Origin of the sequence: Flavobacterium anseongense (assembly GCF_021608185.1) — a bacterium.
GTDB lineage: Bacteria > Bacteroidota > Bacteroidia > Flavobacteriales > Flavobacteriaceae > Flavobacterium > Flavobacterium anseongense.
In genome coordinates, this window is record NZ_JAKIHN010000002.1 from 274,780 (window position 1) to 290,524 (window position 15,745).

Below are 15,745 nucleotides of genomic sequence, written 5' to 3' on the forward strand. Positions count from 1 at the left end.
AAATATTTACTATAGTATTTATCTATGGCGATAGTTTTGTGATTTTATATTAAAAAGCAGTACTAAAGTTAAAACTTTGGCGCTACTTTAGATTTTGGTATTACCAAACAAAGTTCTGTATTGTCATATGGCATTTTTCTTTACTGTATAATTGTAATTTCTATTTAGCATTCGGTTTTTACTGATGGCAAAAAAAAGGAAAAAGCAAAGTTGATTTGAGTGAAGCTATTTACTAATTAACTATTTTTCAAGTTATTAACAATTTATAGATTTTCTAAAAACAATTCCTTAAATTTGGTTTAGCTGTTAAACATCAACCTTTTAAATCAAAGTATCATGGGACTTTTTGGTAAGAATCAAAAGAAAATCATCGAAGAGCTTCACAAGAAAAGTGAAGACCATTGCAAGGAAATCAGCAAGGAAATCGACGAGTTGTTAGACGATTTGAAAACTGATTATGATGAGAATCGTGAAGTCGTTAAAGAGTTCACTTCATTTGTGGATGAATTAAAAACAAAACTCAGCCCGGAAGATGCCAATAGATTAATAGACTTTTCATCAAGATTGACTAAAATAAAGCGTTGTGCTAAGAAAGGTGTAGAAGCTATGAGAGAATTGGCGAGAGACCAACGCAAAGTAACCCGAGAAACCCACATGGAATATGAAGAGTATTTCTATTTGAAATAAAAAAAAGCCTCAATAAATTGAGGCTTTTTTTTATCTGGTAAACACTAAGGTATTCCCTGTACTCAAATTCGCATCAAAAGCATAGCCTTCATAATTAAATCCTTTTAGGTCGTCGATAGTTTCTGCATTGGTATCAATGATATAACGCACCATCATGCCTCTCGCCTTTTTGGCAAAAAAACTAATCATCTTCAGTTGTCCGTCTTTGTAATCTTTAAACTCCGGTGTGATTACAGGAACTTTCAATGCCTTCGCATCAACAGCACTAAAATATTCATTACTTGCTAAGTTGATAAACAGTTCTCCTTTTTTCAATTCGCTGTTTAGTTCTTTGGTAATGGTCTTTTTCCAAAACTCATACAAATTTTTATTTTTTCCGATAGGCAGTGAAGTACCCATTTCCAATCGATATGCCTGTATCAAATCTAATGGTTTTAGTAATCCATACAAACCCGACAGAATTCGGAGTTTATCCTGCAGCACTTCTAATTTATCCAATGGTAAGCTATAGGCATCTAAACCCAAATAAACATCGCCATCAAAAGCATAAACCGCTTGGCGTGCGTTTTCCGTTGTAAAAGGCGTATTCCAATCCTGATTGCGTTGCCAATTCAGTTCCGCCAGTTTTTCAGAAATATCCATAAGTTGGGATAGCGCTTTTGGCTTTTTCTTTTTTAAGGTTCTTTGAATGGTAGTGGCTTGCTTTAAAAACTGTGGTTCCGAAAAAGTAGTTGTAGGCAATTCTTTTTCAAAATTCAACGATTTGGCAGGCGATATGACGATTTTCATTTGATGAATATTAGATTTCCAAAAATACAAATTCAATATTGAAAACCATATACGCTGAAATGAATTATTCCGATGAACCTATTGGCAAATCTTATAAGCATTCTGCAAAATTTTATAACGACCAAACTCAAACGACATTCTAATTTTGTATAGATTAAATCTTTAATACTTGCTAAACTTAAATCTCATGAAATCGAAGATTATTACATCAGTTCGCCTTTCAGGCTCGGGTCACGAATACCAACAAAGATATTTAAGAATGAGTAAAAGAATTATTTTGTTTTGCTGTGTGTTGCTGATTGTTGCCTGTAAAAGCAAAAAAGCAGCTGTCGAAAATAATATTACCTTAGTAAAACCAAACGAAGTAGAAGTCGCTAAGAAAAAACGCGCTGACGATTTGGGAACAAGATTATTGGAAACCTGCAATATCTCGAGATTTAAGGGGTTCAACGCTACCGAAGCTACTGATAAGGTTCGACAAAATGCTACTAAAGAAAAAATATCGGCTATTTGCCAAAAAATTAATCAAAGAAACGGAAGGTTTTTGGGGATTAATCTGATTGATATAACACGTAACAAGATTACCGATGAATATACTTTTCGCTACAACATCAATTATGAAAAGAAACTTTATAAAAGAGAACTCTTTGTGACCATTAATACTGATAACAAAGTTTCTGCCATCTCCACTAAAGAAGTTACTCCGAAGCCTTTGTAAAAAGCAAGTTAAAGCTTGCAATTCGGGCAAATTGTTGTATATTGACCAATAGTTAAATGATCTAAAAACAACAATCATATGAATTCATTTTGGCAGAAAATAGTAATCCGAACCATACTCAAAAAGCCTAAAAAGAAAAGTACAAAATATTCAAATTATGCTTTAGCCAAAGGCTATCGTGAATTTGTGATTCTGGCTAAACGCCATGTTAAAGATTTCTTTTTAATTACATTAGGAATTTTTTCTGCAACATTCGGCTTCAAAGGTTTTTTGTTAACAAATCATTTTATTGATGGTGGCGCAACCGGAATTTCGTTACTTGTTTCGGCGTTAACCTCAATCCCACTCTATTTTTTAATCATTGGCGTTAATATTCCTTTTATCATTTTGGGTTACCGAATAATGGGGCAGGCATTTGCTGTTAAGACCGCTTTAGCCATCACCGGACTTTCGGTTTGTTTGGCAACCGTTAATTTCCCTGATGTTACCACAGATAACTTACTGGTTGCCGTTTTTGGAGGTTTCTTTCTCGGTGCCGGTATTGGACTATCTGTTAGAGGCGGTGCAGTCATTGACGGTACAGAAGTGTTGGCTATTTATCTCAGTCGAAAATTTGGAACAACAATTGGAGATATTATCGTCGTAATTAATGTAATTATTTTCTCAGCTGCCGCTTATTTTTTGGGTATAGAAATAGCACTTTATTCCATGATAACTTATTTGGCCGCTTCCAAAACACTCGACTTTATTGTTGAAGGTATTGATGAATATATTGGCGTAACCATAATTTCATCACGCAGCGAAAAAATGCGTCAAATGATTATTGAAAAAATGGGACGTGGCGTAACCGTTTACAGCGGAAAAGGCGGCTACGGTAAACGTGGGGAAACCAAAGAAGTTGATATTATTTACACCGTAATCACCCGATTAGAACTCAACAAACTCAACACCGAAATCGAGAAAATAGAGCCAACTGCTTTTGTTGTAATGAACAGTATCAAAGACACCAAAGGCGGCATGATTAAAAAAAGACCTCTAAAACATTAATAGTATGAAATCAAGAATCTTATTCTCAATTGCTTTTTTAACGCTTTTTATAAGTTGCAAAAAGGAAACTGTTACTCCAACTAAAGTTATTGAAAAACCAATGAAATCTCCATCAAACAATGAATGCTATACCTATGATTTGAAAGGCGATAAAATTGAATTGCAATTACACTATATGTTGGATTCAGACAGCGTAACCGGAAAATTAAATTTTGCTTTTGCTGAAAAGGATAGCAATAATGGATTTATTATAGGTAAACTTACAGATCAAATTCTTATTGCAGATTATACTTTTCGCTCAGAAGGTAAAACAAGTAAGAGACAGGTTGCCTTTGAGTTAAATGATGATAAAGCAATTCTTGGCTATGGCGAAATGACTCCGGACGGAACTCATTTTAAAGATGTTACTAAAGTTAAGTTTGATTCAGGGGTGTCATTAGTTAAAGTAGACTGCAGCTCTGCTTACGATAACTAATTCAGTTTACAACTAAAAAGTATCGGATTACTAACCTTATTCACATCCAAAACACCATTTTTATCATAAGCTTTCCATGGACAATTGGCAAAGAAATATACTTTGCCTCCAACTACAGTTGCTAAGGCAGGTTCATCAAACTCAGGTCTGTTATTGTCAAGTATTTTGAAACTGCTGATTTGATTTTGTTCCGAATTGAGTTTCAATGCAGTAATTCTAATCGGCTTTACTCCGTTTTGTATAGCTATTAAAGTATTGTTGTAAAACACCAATCCGTCAATTCCTTTGGATGCTATATTTTTAGGAAAAGTAAGCCAGGTTTTGGTTTTGGTTTGCATATCAATAACCGCAACTCCTTTTAAATAATCGGCTATAAAGAGTTTACTTTGATTATTATTGAATGCCAATCCTTGCAGATTAAATCCATCTTTTTCAAACGAAACAAATTCGGTTAGAACATCATTTTCTATTTTATAAAGTATTGGTTTACCGCTATCCGAAACATAAACAACATCATTATTACCTAAAATCAAATCGCCAAAAACATGGTTTCCCGGAATTGCAAACCTATTTACTATTTGCTTAGTTTTAATACTAACTTTCAAAACTTCGGCTTCGCCAGTCATACTTTTATTAAAGTTTTCCATTTCCGGGAATGCTGCTGTGGCAACCCAAAGAAATTCTTCTTTACTATCTGCTTTCAAAGCTAAAACAGCAAGCATTTTATTGTCTATAAGCCAATCCCTACATTGCCCCGTTTTAATATCAAAAGCCACTATCTTTCTTTTTCTGATACTTGATGCCAACCATGTTTTGGACTTTCCCAAATAAGTCAAACCTTCGGGATGCAGTTCTTTTTCACTTAATGTTATAATTGGATTAGAAGTGGCTATAACATCATTTTGAGTATTCTTTAGTGCAACAACTGATTTAAATTCTTCAGTTTCTTTCAATGATTTGAAATCGTCATCTTTTTCAAAATCGATAGTATTATTCATTAAAACCATTTTTTGCAATGTAATCAATGCATTTTCCGTATTGTCATTCAAAGCATAGGCCGAAGCTAAATTATAGGTATAAGTTGGATGAAAAGGCCGAAGACTGTCTAATTTTCGTGTAAGCTGCAAAAAAGTTTTATAGTCTTTACTTTCGTAAGCTTTGACACTGGAGTTATAGATTTCACTTTGTGTCTGAGCGGCACTAAATGTTGCGTTTAGCATAACTAAAATCAAAAACAAATTCCAATATTTCATTTGATTGAATTTAAATGGTTTCAGGTTTGACGCAGGAATGACTTGTTTATTACAGTTTGACGTTTTTTTATTCCTTACAAATTTCTATTTTAGTGGCTTAATAAACAAACATATAAAACTACTAGATTTGATATTAAGAGGAGGACTGCCAGTGGCAGTCAGGTATGCGAACTTTAGTTCGCCTTATTACTCAGTATCAAAAACTAACATAAAATAATATAATATATGAAACTACTAGGAATTGGTTCCAGAATAAATCATGCCGAATACGGTAAAGGCGTTGTAACTAACGTTTCCTCAAAAGACTATTGGGTAACTTTTATCGACGGTGGTTTAGAGACCATCGCAATCGATAGTGAATTTGAAGTAATCGAAGCAGCAGAAAACGAAGTTGACACCATTAGTTTCTACGACGTAGAGCAAAGTCTTCTTTCTATCTTAAAAAAATGGAACGGACTCGGAGAACCGGTTGCCATTGGCGACAAATGGAAAGGTGGCAACATGAAATTAGAACCGGGACAAGCCGGCTTGGCTCACAAAGATGTACCGATAGATGTCTTTTTTCATAAAATTGTAATGCTTCGTGATCGTTTGCGTGTTATGGAACAAAAAATCAACGCAAGTAATCTGGAAGAAATAGAAAAAGTAGAACTTCAACAATACATCACGCGTATTTATGGCAGTTTGACGACTTTCAATGTCTTATTCAAATCGCAAAGCGATTATTTTGTTGGCGAAAAAAGTAAATAAACTTTAACGTTATTTGAAGTTCCTAATCTCATTTATTGCTTACTTTTATATTTCAAAATCGAACTTTATGAAAAAGATATTTTTAGGTATAGCAGCTCTCGGATTATTTATATTTAGCTGCAAAAGTTCAAGTGCAGGTGGCGATTCTAAAAAGGTTACAATTTCCTTTGAATCAAAAAGTGGCAGTAACGTACAAGGAACTGCGGCATTCATTGAAAAGAACGGTGTCGTAAGTTTAGAAGCCAAATTAACCGGATTAAAACCCGGAGTGCACGCTATCCATATTCATGAAAAATCGGATTGTTCTGCAGTGGATGCCGCTTCTGCTGGTGGACATTGGAATCCAACATTCAAAAAACACGGAAAATGGGGTGATGCTGAATATCATAAAGGTGATATTGGCAATTTCACTGCAGATGTTGACGGAAATGCAACCGTACTTTTCAAAACCGATGAATGGTGCATTGGCTGCGGCGATGCCACCAAAGATATTCTTGGCAAAGGCTTGATTGTTCACGACAAACCAGATGATTTTGTTACACAACCAACAGGAAATGCCGGAGCAAGAGTTGCTTGTTCGGCGATTATACAGTAGTTAGTGGCAAGCCGAATCCACATTTAACTAAATCATATGAAAGCACAAGTTTCAAAGAACAGAAAGATATTGAGAACGATATTATTATTACAATTCATTGCTAGTTTTATTTTATTTTTCTTTGATAATGAATTTACTCGAAACACTTATGTAAAGCTTATTTATATAATTTTTAGTTTAGGGATTTATGTTTGGTATTTAAAGTTTTACAAAGAATAATTAATATTTAAAGTAAAATTTAGTAAATAGATGTGGCCAGCAGCTACTTCGCCAAGCATCGAAACGTCAGCGATCAGTTTAAAAGACGAAATGGACAGAAAACAAAAAAATACTTTGATAAAAATAAATTTTATTATTGCATTTTTGCTAACACCCTGTTTACAAATTTTTGGACAACATTCAGGCTTGACTTTTCAGGAAGCTGAAAAACAAGGTATTTCAATTAAGTATTTAGACAGTATCTATACGAGTGCTTTACACAACAACATTTCATTAGCTGTTTTTAAAACAGAAACCGAGCAAAAAGCAATGCAGCAAGCATATGCCAAACTATTACAAGACTTTGGCATATTCCTATCTGAAAACAACTTCAAATGGGAAAAGCCGACAAGATGCTTCAATAGAATATATTTTAACTCAGATGGAACAATAGATTATTTCCTATTTAATTTTATGGATAAGACAGAAAACAAACCTTCTGAAAATGTTGAAAAGGAATTTCAAAGGCTACTTACTATTTTTATTTCAGACTATAAAATTTCACTAACAGCTAAAACCAAGTTTGCCCAATGTAGTCCGACAACCTATATGCCACATAAGTGAAAAATTATCACAAGATGACATGAAAAAAGCATACGATGTAACTGAAAAAGAAAACCGATTGGAAGAAAAAGAACTTTTATACTTTAAAAATGCTCAGGAATGGCGCGAATGGCTGCACGACAACCATCATACGTCAAAAGGAGTTCATTTAGTTTTCTATAAAGTTGGTAGCGAAGCTGAAAGCATGCGTTGGGAAGAAGCAGTTCAAGTAGCCATTTGTTATGGTTGGATTGATTCTACCGTAAAGAGATTAGACGACGAACGCAGACGCCAAATGTTTACGCCGCGAAAAGACAAAAGTGTTTGGAGCAAACTCAACAAAACCTATATAGAGAAACTTATTGCTGATAATCTGATGCACGAAAGCGGTTTAAAAAAGATTGAAATCGCTAAACAAAACGGTTCCTGGACAACGCTTGATGCTGTAGAGAATTTAGAAATGCCAAAAGAGTTAGAAGTTGCATTTTTAAAAAATAAAAAAGCTTTGGATAATTACAATTCCTTTAGTCCATCTTACAGAAAAAGCTATCTGTATTGGCTTAATCAGGCCAAAAGAGAGGAAACACGAAAAGCCCGTATTTTAGAAATCATAAGCCTTTGTGAACAAAATATTAAATCAAGAGATACATTCTAAATTTGGTTTCAATCATCGCAAAAATGATTTAGTTTTGCAAAGTAAAAGTATTTCAAATGATTAACCCATCGGCACCAGGTTGGATAGATAAATTTTTTGTTGAACAAAAAGTAGCCAAATCGGATTTATCTTTAAATGAGGTTGAGTTTTATATACGAACTCGGGCTACAGGATTTATATTTGGGCATATTGTTAGCTTTGATGTACCTAGTCCAATAAGTATTACAGATAGACTTCCTGAAGAAATTTCAAAAATCGGAATGCTGAATACGCTTTATGGAATGTACTGCCTGACCAAAAACGATACAGATGCGAATCATTTCATAGCTGAAGCAGTTGTTTTTTATGATTTGCTTATACCTAAAGGCTTCAATCCTTTGGAAAAGATATTACCAAGCAGTTCTGAATCGAGTAAACTCGAAAAAATCATACACGACAGAGTTCAGACTAACGAAGATTTGTTTAGTAAAAGTTTCTCTCATGTAATTACCAATGCGTTACTTTTTGTAGATGTGCTGGCATTCAAAAAATACTTGGAAAAAGGTTCGCTTCCTGAGAAATACTTCAACAAAATTGAGGATATTGTTATTAGTATTATTTCGCTTTCGCTGAAATCAAAGACCGGAATTTCGGTTCATGATGATTTGTTAGCTAAACTTTTTGAATCTTCTGTGCGCTACAATAAGTTTTCATCTTCAAAAATTGTAACAATCGATGACTTAGATTTAAGTTATCTCAGTAATGATTTGGAAAAATTTTATGTGCTTGATTTGGCCGGAATCAGTTTGTGGAGCGATGAAAAAGTAGAAAATGAGGAGCGCTATTTTTTGTATAAATTAGGTGAAAAACTAGCGATTACCGAATCTTTCATTACAAAAAGTATCGATTTTATTAATGATTTCATTGTAAAATACAAAAACCAAATTCCTTATTTCAACAATTCCAATCCGGTAAAAAATTTCTATGATCACACTACCGAAAGCGTACAAATCCTAATCAACAGAAACAAAAAAAGATTAGTTAAAGAATTATCGCAAAGCAAGGAACTGATGCAACTGCTGGCAAAATCAACTCATAAGGAATTGGATAAAGAAGAAAAGAAAAAAATTAAGGTTCAACTGCTTGACATTTGTAAATCGGTGCCGTCATTAACTATTTTTCTTTTGCCTGGCGGAGCTTTATTACTGCCAATTCTGATAAAGTTCATTCCACAGTTATTACCGTCAGCTTTTAACGAAAACGAAGAAAGAGAATCAGAATAAATAAAAAAATCGCCCGAAGACGATTTACTTTTTAAAACTTTAACTGATACACTTCATCTAAATCTTTATTGGAACTAATGTTGACTTTTAAATCGGTTACGTAACCCGAGTTCAAACCATAAACCCAACCGTGTAAAGTAAGCTCCTGCCCGTTTCTCCATGCTGCCTGAACTATAGAGGTTTTAGACAAATCAAAAACCTGTTCTTTGGTATTGATTTCAACAAAAGCATTGAAACGATCGTCTTCGTTGGTGATTGAGTCCAGATATTGATCGTGCAAACGATAAACATCTTTGATATGGCGAATCCAATTATCAATAATTCCGATAGAATCATTTCCCATTGCGGCTTTTATACCACCACAACCATAATGTCCGCAAACAATTACGTGCTTTACTTTTAAAACATTCACAGCATAATCAAGAACACTTAACATATTCATATCGGAATGAACAACCATATTGGCAATGTTTCTGTGTACAAAAACTTCTCCCGGTTTGGCGCCAATAATTTCATTTGCAGGAACACGGCTGTCAGAACATCCAATCCACAATAACGGCGGTGTTTGACCTTTTGCTAAATCTTTAAAATAATTGGGGTCTTTTTCCAATGTTTTTTCAACCCATTCCTTATTGTTGTCTAATATTTTTTTATAAAAATCGCTCATTGAAAATGATTTAGTTTTTCATCCTTTATTGGTATAAAATTCAAATATATAAAATATAAAAACCATTAACCACAATTTATTGCTAGCATGTGATTAATGGCACTAACTATAACCAAGTTAATTTTTTTTATTCTTATTCAGCTACGGTGAAACTTGCATTCAATTGTTCATTAATAAATTCAGCGTCTTTATAAAAAGTAACTTCTCCTGTTTCAATATTATGCATAGCTCCCACAATTCCGATTTCTCCTTTTGCAATCATTTGCTCTAGTACATTACTGCGCTCAATAATATTTTTTACGCTTCGCTTCACATTAATTTCAGCAACATTTTCAACAAAAGTAGCATTAGCGGCATTTCGTTCTTCCTTGGTTTCTATCTCTTGATAAACTGCCGGTTGAATCTTTGACAACAATTCTGTTAAATTCCCCATTTCCACATGATCACATGCTCCTTTTATTGCACCACATTTACTGTGTCCAAGCACTACAATTAGCTTTGAGCCCGCAACTTTACAGGCAAACTCCATGCTGCCTAAAATATCAGTATTAACTATATTCCCTGCAATTCTAACTGAAAAAATATCTCCTAATCCTTGATCAAAAATTAATTCAGCCGATGTTCTACTGTCTATACAACTCAAAATTGTTGCAAATGGCCACTGTCCATCTCGGGTATCGTTAACTTGTTCCAGTAAATTTCTGTGTGCTTTTAAGTTGTTTATAAATCTGGTATTTCCTTCTTTTAATATTTCTAAAGCTTTTCTTGGTGTAATAGAAGCTTGCATTTCTTTATTTAACGTTTTCATATTTCAGTTTTTAATCATTAAATTTTTCATCAATAATTTCTCTCTTAACGGTTTTCCTTTTCATAACATCATAATAATGTTCGATACTAACTTTGTTGACGGTTTCATCACTGTTTTCCAGCTGATACGCCTTTTTGAATCCTTTTAATTTTACTTTAATATTTTCATCTTTTGCCCTGGTTGTTTTAAACTCTCGAATCAAATCCAAAATATCATGGGCAATATATACCGTATCTTCTGCATTAATAATCACTCTCGAGTTTTCCGGAATAGCCATTAGGGTTGATTTAATTGCGGCTTTGTTCAAAAATGAAACTTCCTGAGCCAAATCGATATGAATGACATCGCCATCGGCATATTCTTCTTTTCTGAAATTGTAGGCACGCTTCAGGTTTCCCTTCAAAACAAAAATAATACTGATTATAATTCCCAATGCGACACCTTTTAACAAATCGGTAAAAACAACACCAACAAATGTTGCTATAAAAGGGACAAATTGGTATTTACCTTTTTCCCAAAAATGCTTAATTGTTTTTGGATTGGCCAATTTATAGCCTATCAATAATAAAATAGCTGCCAAAGTGGCCAACGGAATTTTATTCAGAAGTGCCGGAATAGACAAAACACTTACCAATAACAAAGTCCCATGAATTATGGTTGACATTTTAGATTTTGCTCCGGCATTATTATTCGCTGAAGTTCTTACTACAACTGATGTCATTGGCAAACCGCCAAGTAATGAACTGATAATGTTTCCGACACCTTGTGCTTTCAATTCGACATTAGTGTCAGTATATCGTTTTTGTGCATCCATTCTATCGGCAGCTTCAACGCATAATAAAGTTTCAATAGAAGCCACAACTGCAATTGTTACACCGACAATCCAAACTTTGCTATTGGTAATCGATGAAAAATCAGGAGCGACAAATATTGCTTTGAATTCCTCAAAAGATGTCGGTACCGGCAATGCAACTAAATGCTCTGCTCCGATGGCTAAACTACTTCCTGTTTGAATAAAAAATTCATTTAAAAGAATACCAATTACCACAGCAATCAAAGCAGCTGGAACTAATTTTAGTTTTTTCAAAAAATCAATTTTTGTCCATGCAATTAAAATAGTTAGCGAAACTAAAGTGATGACTATGGCTCCTGGTTGTACATGATTTACCATTTGGAAAATTTCCGAAAAAGTGTTTTCTCCATCGGGTTGAAAGAAACCTAAATCACCTTCGTGATCTGGGTCATAGCCAAAGGCGTGTGGAATTTGTTTCAGGAAAATAATTACTCCAATACCGGCCAGCATACCTTCGATAACATTTGTCGGAAAATAATTGGAAATACTTCCTGCTTTGATAAAACCAAGCAGCAACTGAATAGCACCGGCAATCAGACCTGCCATCAGAAACACATCAAAAGCACCTAAATCACTTATGGCTGTTAAAACTATGGCTGTTAAACCCGCAGCCGGACCGGAAACACTAAGATGGGATTGGCTCAGATAACCTACTACAAGTCCACCAACAACACCGGAAATAATGCCGGCAAATAAAGGCGCACCGGAAGCCAAAGCAATTCCTAAACAAAGCGGAAGTGCTACTAAGAAAACCACTAAACCTGATGAAAAATCAGATTTAAGGTTAGCAAAAAGATTGATTTTTTTTGTCATACCAAAAATTTAGTTTAATAAAAGTATTGCCATCAAAAGAATGATGGTTTGAATTTTTATTAACTAAAATCGGGCGGTGGTGAAAAGATTTCCGAAGCAACATTATCATGTCGTGACAAATTTTCAGAAATAATGGCGGTATTTTTATCGATTTGTAATTCCAAGAAAGGATAATCAAAGTGTTGCTTTACTTCGGCTTTAACTTCTTTTATTTCTTTATGGATTTCTTCTTCCGCAAAACTATAAAACATAGATGTGTCTGTATTTTTCTTAATCAACGTAACCAAAGTTGGTGTTGAAAGAAATGTTACAAATACTATTAATATCAATCTTGCTATGAATTTCATGACACAAAAATAGGCATTCATAATAGGTTTTGAAAAGGATTATAATATTTTTAACATTCATTAACTATAAATTAAATTTATAGGTTTTATATTTGTATCAAATTTTACTATATAATGACAATTACACAATTAAAATACGTTCTGGCAGTTGCTGAACATAAGAACTTTACACTCGCAGCCGAAAAATGTTTTGTTACCCAACCAACCTTAAGCATGCAAATTCAGAAAATTGAAGAGGAATTAGGCATACAAATTTTTGACAGAACCAAGAAACCTATTCAGTTGACGGAAATCGGTCAACAAATTGTCAATCAATCTAAGAATATTGTTAACGAAGCGGATAGAATTCAGGATATTGTTGACCAGCAAAAAGGATTTATTGGTGGTGAATTTCGTTTGGGAATCATTCCAACGATAATGCCAACCTTATTACCTATGTTTCTAAATAACTTTATCAAAAAATACCCAAAAGTAAAACTCATTATTGAAGAGTTAAATACAGATGAAATTATTCTCAAACTTAATAACGGACATCTCGATGCCGCTATAGCAGCAACACCATTGCAGGAAGAAAAAATAAAAGAAGTTGTTTTGTATTTTGAGCCTTTTGTAGCATACATCCCGGAAGGTCACAGCAATTTTCAAAAACGGGAAATTGAAGTTGATGACTTAAATATAGATGAAATCCTGTTGCTTCAGGACGGGCACTGTTTTAGAGATGGAATATTGAACTTGTGCAGAAATGTAGCTGCCAATGAAAAAGCACATTTTCAAATTGAAAGCGGAAGTTTTGAAACACTTATAAAACTGGCTGATGAAGGTTTGGGAACAACGCTACTTCCTTATTTGCATACTTTGGATTTAAAAGAAAAAGACCAACATAAATTGCGTCATTTTAAAGAACCAAAACCAGCACGTGAAGTAAGTTTAATTTTTCCGAAAAGTGAATTAAAAATTCATATTATTGATGCTTTGAGAAGCACAATTGCAGGAGTAGTAAAAGGTGCGATTGTTTTTCAGAATGTACAAATCATAAGTCCACTGCAAAAAAAATAAGGAGCTTTTGCACAAACTCCTTATTTTCTTTCTGCTAACTAACTACAGACAAACATTGCTTTAATTCAGGATGCTCACTCGTAAAGAATTGCAGCCATTTTTTTAATTGTTCAACCTCGTAAGGCAATAAATTTTTAATCGCCTTTTTTAGTTCTTTTGTAAAAAGAACAGGATCGAAGCTCACTCTTTCGAGTACCGATTTTGTGTAATCATAGATCATTCTAGGCATATTTGGTTAAGATTTGGGGTTATCTTATTGTAAGAACGTTTAGTAAAAGTATATTAAAAAAAGTTTCCGTACAAAAAAATATGCTAAAAAATATCGTTTAAACACTATTTTAGTCGATGAAATGCAATTATTAACATTTTTTTAAAGTTTTAACTTACTAAAATGTTTTTATCAAGAAGCTCATAAAGCCATTTTTGCATTTCAGGTTTATCAGCAGTAAAATAAAATAACCAGTTGATTAGATTTTCTCTTTCATGAGGTAGCAGCGTTTTGGATGCCTTAATCAACTCTTTTACAAACAGCTCTTTGTTTTTACTAACTTTTACGATTGAAGATTTTGTATAATCATACATCAGTTGTCCCATAATAGTATAGTTTAAAATAATACACTTTATATACGAAACAATTAGGTTGAAAGTTTCCCTAACTCAAAATAAAAAAAGGAACCGTTTAAGTTCCTTTTAGTTTTATTTATTATTAATAAGCAACATACAATGCTGCAGTTCTGGTTTTTCCTTAATGAATTTTGAAAGCCATGATGCTAATTCTTCTAATTCAAAAGGCAACAAAACTTTACATGCTTTTTCAAGTTCTTTACTGAAAAGTGAGACATCAAAGCTGACTCTTTTCAGCACATTCTTAGTGTGGTCTAACATTGATTTAGACATAGAAAATTACTTGGATTAAGTTAATATAATAAGGTAAGAACGGGTTTAGGTATTTCAAATGTAAAAAATTTAATTTTCCGCTTATTAAATTTTACGTAAAATTTAACGGTTTAAAAATGTTAAAATTTCAAAGCGCTTTATTGGCGCGTAACATCTCTCTTTTGCCCGGAGCACCTGGCAATTTTTCTACAGAAAAACCTGCCGATATCATCGCATTTTTTATTGAAGTCCGACAAGCATAGGTCACCAAAACACCATTTGGTTTTAAAGCTCGGAACATAGAAGCAAATATTGCTTCTGACCAAAGCTCAGGTTGCACTCTAAAACCAAATGCATCAAAATAAATCAAATCAAAAGCGGCTACATCCTGAATATCCTGAAAAAACTGTTTGCGCTTGGTCAGTGTAAATTTATCCGAAAGCGTGTTCTTTTGTTCCCAATGACATTCATGAATTTGTTTAAACACATTAATTTCTCTTATATTAATTTCTTTTGGGTAATTCATTTGCATGGCTTCATCCATCGCAACAGGATAAGCTTCTACTCCAACATAATCAATAGCCTGATTATTTTTTTTTGATTCTAAATACGTTATAAAACAATTTAAGCCAGTTCCGAAACCAATCTCTAAAATAGCAATGGGTTGTCCTTCAGAGAGTGACAACCCATTTTTTATGAATACATGATAAGCTTCCTGAATCGCGCCGTGTTTTGAGTGATAACTTTCATCCCATTCCGGCAAATGAATGGTAGTAGAACCATCTTTGGTTTGGATAATTTCGCGTTTCAAAATTATTTGATATACAATTTCTTTATTCTCGGAATTGGTCCGCCACATTTACTCTCGTGACATTTTAAACAAGCATCAACTCCGGCATTGAAATGTTCCTTTGCATTTTTCGGATCACTGTAAATCAACTGTTGTGCTGTTATATAGTCTTTTGCTTTTTGTTTAAAGAATAAATCATTATCCGTTTCATCAGTAAATTTTGCGGTATAAATTTTTAAAAAGTGTTTTGGAAATACACCAAGAGTATCGCCCTTTTGAATGCGTTCTTTCAATCGTTTATTGTCAACATACATTTGCTCCATCAAAGCCGCCATTTCAGACATTTGATACATTTCCAGTTTCTTTTCTTTGCCCGGAGCACATTTTTCCTCTTCTACTTTCTCCTCTTTCTTTTGACATGACACGAGCGTAAGCGAACTGACGAAACAAAACAAACCAAAAATTAAAACAAGTGCAATTATTTTTTTCATCCGAATGGAAAA

General features: G+C 33.7%; 21 protein-coding genes. 10 read left to right on the forward strand and 11 right to left on the reverse strand.

The window, feature by feature from the left end; translation table 11 throughout:
* Nucleotides 1–336: 336 nt before the first annotated feature.
* Complete coding sequence (locus L1S35_RS04270) at nucleotides 337–687, forward strand: coiled-coil domain-containing protein (RefSeq protein ID WP_236396948.1); 351 nt, start codon at nucleotides 337–339, stop codon at nucleotides 685–687.
* 30 nt (nucleotides 688–717) lie between these two features.
* On the opposite strand, the gene yaaA is transcribed toward L1S35_RS04270, so the two are convergent.
* Nucleotides 718–1,476, reverse strand: a complete 759-nt coding sequence (yaaA, locus tag L1S35_RS04275) for a peroxide stress protein YaaA (RefSeq protein WP_236396950.1) — start codon at nucleotides 1,474–1,476, stop codon at nucleotides 718–720.
* Between the two features lie 187 nt (nucleotides 1,477–1,663).
* Here yaaA and L1S35_RS04280 point away from each other — a divergent pair, with 187 nt between their 5' ends.
* The 3 genes from L1S35_RS04280 to L1S35_RS04290 all read left to right on the forward strand — a co-directional run bounded on the left by L1S35_RS04280 (nucleotide 1,664) and on the right by L1S35_RS04290 (nucleotide 3,716).
* Entirely contained in the window at nucleotides 1,664–2,194 is a 531-nt protein-coding gene (locus L1S35_RS04280) for a hypothetical protein (RefSeq protein ID WP_236396952.1), read from the forward strand.
* A gap of 78 nt (nucleotides 2,195–2,272) precedes the next feature.
* Nucleotides 2,273–3,241, forward strand: a complete 969-nt coding sequence (locus L1S35_RS04285) for a YitT family protein (RefSeq protein WP_236396954.1) — start codon at nucleotides 2,273–2,275, stop codon at nucleotides 3,239–3,241.
* Nucleotides 3,242–3,245: 4 nt separating this feature from the next.
* Nucleotides 3,246–3,716, forward strand: coding sequence for a hypothetical protein (locus tag L1S35_RS04290; RefSeq protein WP_236396955.1), 471 nt, complete (start codon nucleotides 3,246–3,248; stop codon nucleotides 3,714–3,716).
* Here the strand turns inward: L1S35_RS04290 and L1S35_RS04295 are convergent.
* Nucleotides 3,713–4,969 carry a YncE family protein gene (locus L1S35_RS04295; protein ID WP_236396957.1) on the reverse strand — a complete coding sequence of 419 codons (1,257 nt, stop codon included), beginning with the start codon at nucleotides 4,967–4,969 and terminating at the stop codon, nucleotides 3,713–3,715. The two genes, L1S35_RS04290 and L1S35_RS04295, sit on opposite strands and share 4 nt — an antisense overlap.
* A 225-nt stretch (nucleotides 4,970–5,194) precedes the next feature.
* Here L1S35_RS04295 and L1S35_RS04300 point away from each other — a divergent pair, with 225 nt between their 5' ends.
* The 5 genes from L1S35_RS04300 (at nucleotide 5,195) to L1S35_RS04320 (ending at nucleotide 9,032) form a co-directional block, all read left to right on the forward strand.
* Entirely contained in the window at nucleotides 5,195–5,719 is a 525-nt protein-coding gene (locus tag L1S35_RS04300; protein WP_236396959.1) for a DUF8685 domain-containing protein, read from the forward strand.
* 67 nt (nucleotides 5,720–5,786) lie between these two features.
* Nucleotides 5,787–6,314 (forward strand): superoxide dismutase family protein, encoded by a 528-nt coding sequence (locus L1S35_RS04305; RefSeq protein ID WP_236396961.1) that lies wholly within the window; start codon nucleotides 5,787–5,789, stop codon nucleotides 6,312–6,314.
* Between the two features lie 249 nt (nucleotides 6,315–6,563).
* Complete coding sequence (locus L1S35_RS04310; protein WP_236396964.1) at nucleotides 6,564–7,136, forward strand: hypothetical protein; 573 nt, start codon at nucleotides 6,564–6,566, stop codon at nucleotides 7,134–7,136.
* A gap of 19 nt (nucleotides 7,137–7,155) precedes the next feature.
* Nucleotides 7,156–7,770 (forward strand): YdeI/OmpD-associated family protein, encoded by a 615-nt coding sequence (locus L1S35_RS04315; protein WP_236396966.1) that lies wholly within the window; start codon nucleotides 7,156–7,158, stop codon nucleotides 7,768–7,770.
* A gap of 56 nt (nucleotides 7,771–7,826) precedes the next feature.
* The gene (locus L1S35_RS04320; RefSeq protein WP_236396968.1) at nucleotides 7,827–9,032 is read left to right on the forward strand and encodes an LETM1-related biofilm-associated protein; all 1,206 of its coding nucleotides are present in this window, start codon (nucleotides 7,827–7,829) and stop codon (nucleotides 9,030–9,032) included.
* Nucleotides 9,033–9,063: 31 nt separating this feature from the next.
* Here the strand turns inward: L1S35_RS04320 and can are convergent, their stop codons facing one another.
* The 4 genes from can to L1S35_RS04340 form a co-directional block, all read right to left on the reverse strand.
* The gene (gene can, locus L1S35_RS04325; RefSeq protein ID WP_236396970.1) at nucleotides 9,064–9,699 is read right to left on the reverse strand and encodes a carbonate dehydratase; all 636 of its coding nucleotides are present in this window, start codon (nucleotides 9,697–9,699) and stop codon (nucleotides 9,064–9,066) included.
* Between the two features lie 133 nt (nucleotides 9,700–9,832).
* Complete coding sequence (locus L1S35_RS04330) at nucleotides 9,833–10,507, reverse strand: carbonic anhydrase family protein (protein ID WP_236396972.1); 675 nt, start codon at nucleotides 10,505–10,507, stop codon at nucleotides 9,833–9,835.
* 10 nt (nucleotides 10,508–10,517) lie between these two features.
* On the reverse strand, nucleotides 10,518–12,173 hold the full coding sequence (locus L1S35_RS04335; RefSeq protein ID WP_236396974.1) for a SulP family inorganic anion transporter: 1,656 nt from the start codon (nucleotides 12,171–12,173) through the stop codon (nucleotides 10,518–10,520).
* Nucleotides 12,174–12,232: 59 nt separating this feature from the next.
* Nucleotides 12,233–12,520: a hypothetical protein gene (locus L1S35_RS04340; protein WP_236396976.1), complete on the reverse strand. Its 288-nt coding sequence runs from the start codon at nucleotides 12,518–12,520 to the stop codon at nucleotides 12,233–12,235.
* 114 nt (nucleotides 12,521–12,634) lie between these two features.
* On the opposite strand from L1S35_RS04340, the gene L1S35_RS04345 reads away from it, so the two are divergent.
* A complete protein-coding gene (locus L1S35_RS04345) occupies nucleotides 12,635–13,576 on the forward strand; it encodes a LysR substrate-binding domain-containing protein (protein ID WP_236396978.1) in 942 nt (313 codons plus the stop codon).
* A 34-nt stretch (nucleotides 13,577–13,610) separates the two neighbouring features.
* On the opposite strand, the gene L1S35_RS04350 is transcribed toward L1S35_RS04345, so the two are convergent.
* The 5 genes from L1S35_RS04350 to L1S35_RS04370 all read right to left on the reverse strand — a co-directional run bounded on the left by L1S35_RS04350 (nucleotide 13,611) and on the right by L1S35_RS04370 (nucleotide 15,733).
* Nucleotides 13,611–13,805 carry a hypothetical protein gene (locus L1S35_RS04350; RefSeq protein ID WP_236396980.1) on the reverse strand — a complete coding sequence of 65 codons (195 nt, stop codon included), beginning with the start codon at nucleotides 13,803–13,805 and terminating at the stop codon, nucleotides 13,611–13,613.
* Nucleotides 13,806–13,954: 149 nt separating this feature from the next.
* The gene (locus tag L1S35_RS04355) at nucleotides 13,955–14,170 is read right to left on the reverse strand and encodes a hypothetical protein (RefSeq protein ID WP_236396982.1); all 216 of its coding nucleotides are present in this window, start codon (nucleotides 14,168–14,170) and stop codon (nucleotides 13,955–13,957) included.
* 102 nt (nucleotides 14,171–14,272) lie between these two features.
* Nucleotides 14,273–14,473 (reverse strand): hypothetical protein, encoded by a 201-nt coding sequence (locus L1S35_RS04360; RefSeq protein WP_236396984.1) that lies wholly within the window; start codon nucleotides 14,471–14,473, stop codon nucleotides 14,273–14,275.
* A gap of 127 nt (nucleotides 14,474–14,600) precedes the next feature.
* Nucleotides 14,601–15,263: a tRNA (5-methylaminomethyl-2-thiouridine)(34)-methyltransferase MnmC2 gene (mnmC2, locus tag L1S35_RS04365; RefSeq protein ID WP_236396986.1), complete on the reverse strand. Its 663-nt coding sequence runs from the start codon at nucleotides 15,261–15,263 to the stop codon at nucleotides 14,601–14,603.
* Nucleotides 15,264–15,265: 2 nt separating this feature from the next.
* Nucleotides 15,266–15,733, reverse strand: a complete 468-nt coding sequence (locus L1S35_RS04370) for a hypothetical protein (protein ID WP_236396988.1) — start codon at nucleotides 15,731–15,733, stop codon at nucleotides 15,266–15,268.
* Between the last annotated feature and the right edge of the window lie 12 nt (nucleotides 15,734–15,745).

Excerpts from the sequence above, each read along its gene's own strand:
- L1S35_RS04270 (WP_236396948.1), top strand. The coding sequence starts at position 337 with ATGGGACTTTTTGGTAAGAATCAAAAGAAAATCATCGAAGAGCTTCAC.
- yaaA (WP_236396950.1), bottom strand. The coding sequence starts at position 1,476 with ATGAAAATCGTCATATCGCCTGCCAAATCGTTGAATTTTGAAAAAGAA.
- L1S35_RS04280 (WP_236396952.1), top strand. The coding sequence starts at position 1,664 with ATGAAATCGAAGATTATTACATCAGTTCGCCTTTCAGGCTCGGGTCAC.
- L1S35_RS04285 (WP_236396954.1), top strand. The coding sequence starts at position 2,273 with ATGAATTCATTTTGGCAGAAAATAGTAATCCGAACCATACTCAAAAAG.
- L1S35_RS04290 (WP_236396955.1), top strand. The coding sequence starts at position 3,246 with ATGAAATCAAGAATCTTATTCTCAATTGCTTTTTTAACGCTTTTTATA.
- L1S35_RS04295 (WP_236396957.1), bottom strand. The coding sequence starts at position 4,969 with ATGAAATATTGGAATTTGTTTTTGATTTTAGTTATGCTAAACGCAACA.
- L1S35_RS04300 (WP_236396959.1), top strand. The coding sequence starts at position 5,195 with ATGAAACTACTAGGAATTGGTTCCAGAATAAATCATGCCGAATACGGT.
- L1S35_RS04305 (WP_236396961.1), top strand. The coding sequence starts at position 5,787 with ATGAAAAAGATATTTTTAGGTATAGCAGCTCTCGGATTATTTATATTT.
- L1S35_RS04310 (WP_236396964.1), top strand. The coding sequence starts at position 6,564 with ATGTGGCCAGCAGCTACTTCGCCAAGCATCGAAACGTCAGCGATCAGT.
- L1S35_RS04315 (WP_236396966.1), top strand. The coding sequence starts at position 7,156 with ATGAAAAAAGCATACGATGTAACTGAAAAAGAAAACCGATTGGAAGAA.
- L1S35_RS04320 (WP_236396968.1), top strand. The coding sequence starts at position 7,827 with ATGATTAACCCATCGGCACCAGGTTGGATAGATAAATTTTTTGTTGAA.
- can (WP_236396970.1), bottom strand. The coding sequence starts at position 9,699 with ATGAGCGATTTTTATAAAAAAATATTAGACAACAATAAGGAATGGGTT.
- L1S35_RS04330 (WP_236396972.1), bottom strand. The coding sequence starts at position 10,507 with ATGAAAACGTTAAATAAAGAAATGCAAGCTTCTATTACACCAAGAAAA.
- L1S35_RS04335 (WP_236396974.1), bottom strand. The coding sequence starts at position 12,173 with ATGACAAAAAAAATCAATCTTTTTGCTAACCTTAAATCTGATTTTTCA.
- L1S35_RS04340 (WP_236396976.1), bottom strand. The coding sequence starts at position 12,520 with ATGAAATTCATAGCAAGATTGATATTAATAGTATTTGTAACATTTCTT.
- L1S35_RS04345 (WP_236396978.1), top strand. The coding sequence starts at position 12,635 with ATGACAATTACACAATTAAAATACGTTCTGGCAGTTGCTGAACATAAG.
- L1S35_RS04350 (WP_236396980.1), bottom strand. The coding sequence starts at position 13,805 with ATGCCTAGAATGATCTATGATTACACAAAATCGGTACTCGAAAGAGTG.
- L1S35_RS04355 (WP_236396982.1), bottom strand. The coding sequence starts at position 14,170 with ATGGGACAACTGATGTATGATTATACAAAATCTTCAATCGTAAAAGTT.
- L1S35_RS04360 (WP_236396984.1), bottom strand. The coding sequence starts at position 14,473 with ATGTCTAAATCAATGTTAGACCACACTAAGAATGTGCTGAAAAGAGTC.
- L1S35_RS04370 (WP_236396988.1), bottom strand. The coding sequence starts at position 15,733 with ATGAAAAAAATAATTGCACTTGTTTTAATTTTTGGTTTGTTTTGTTTC.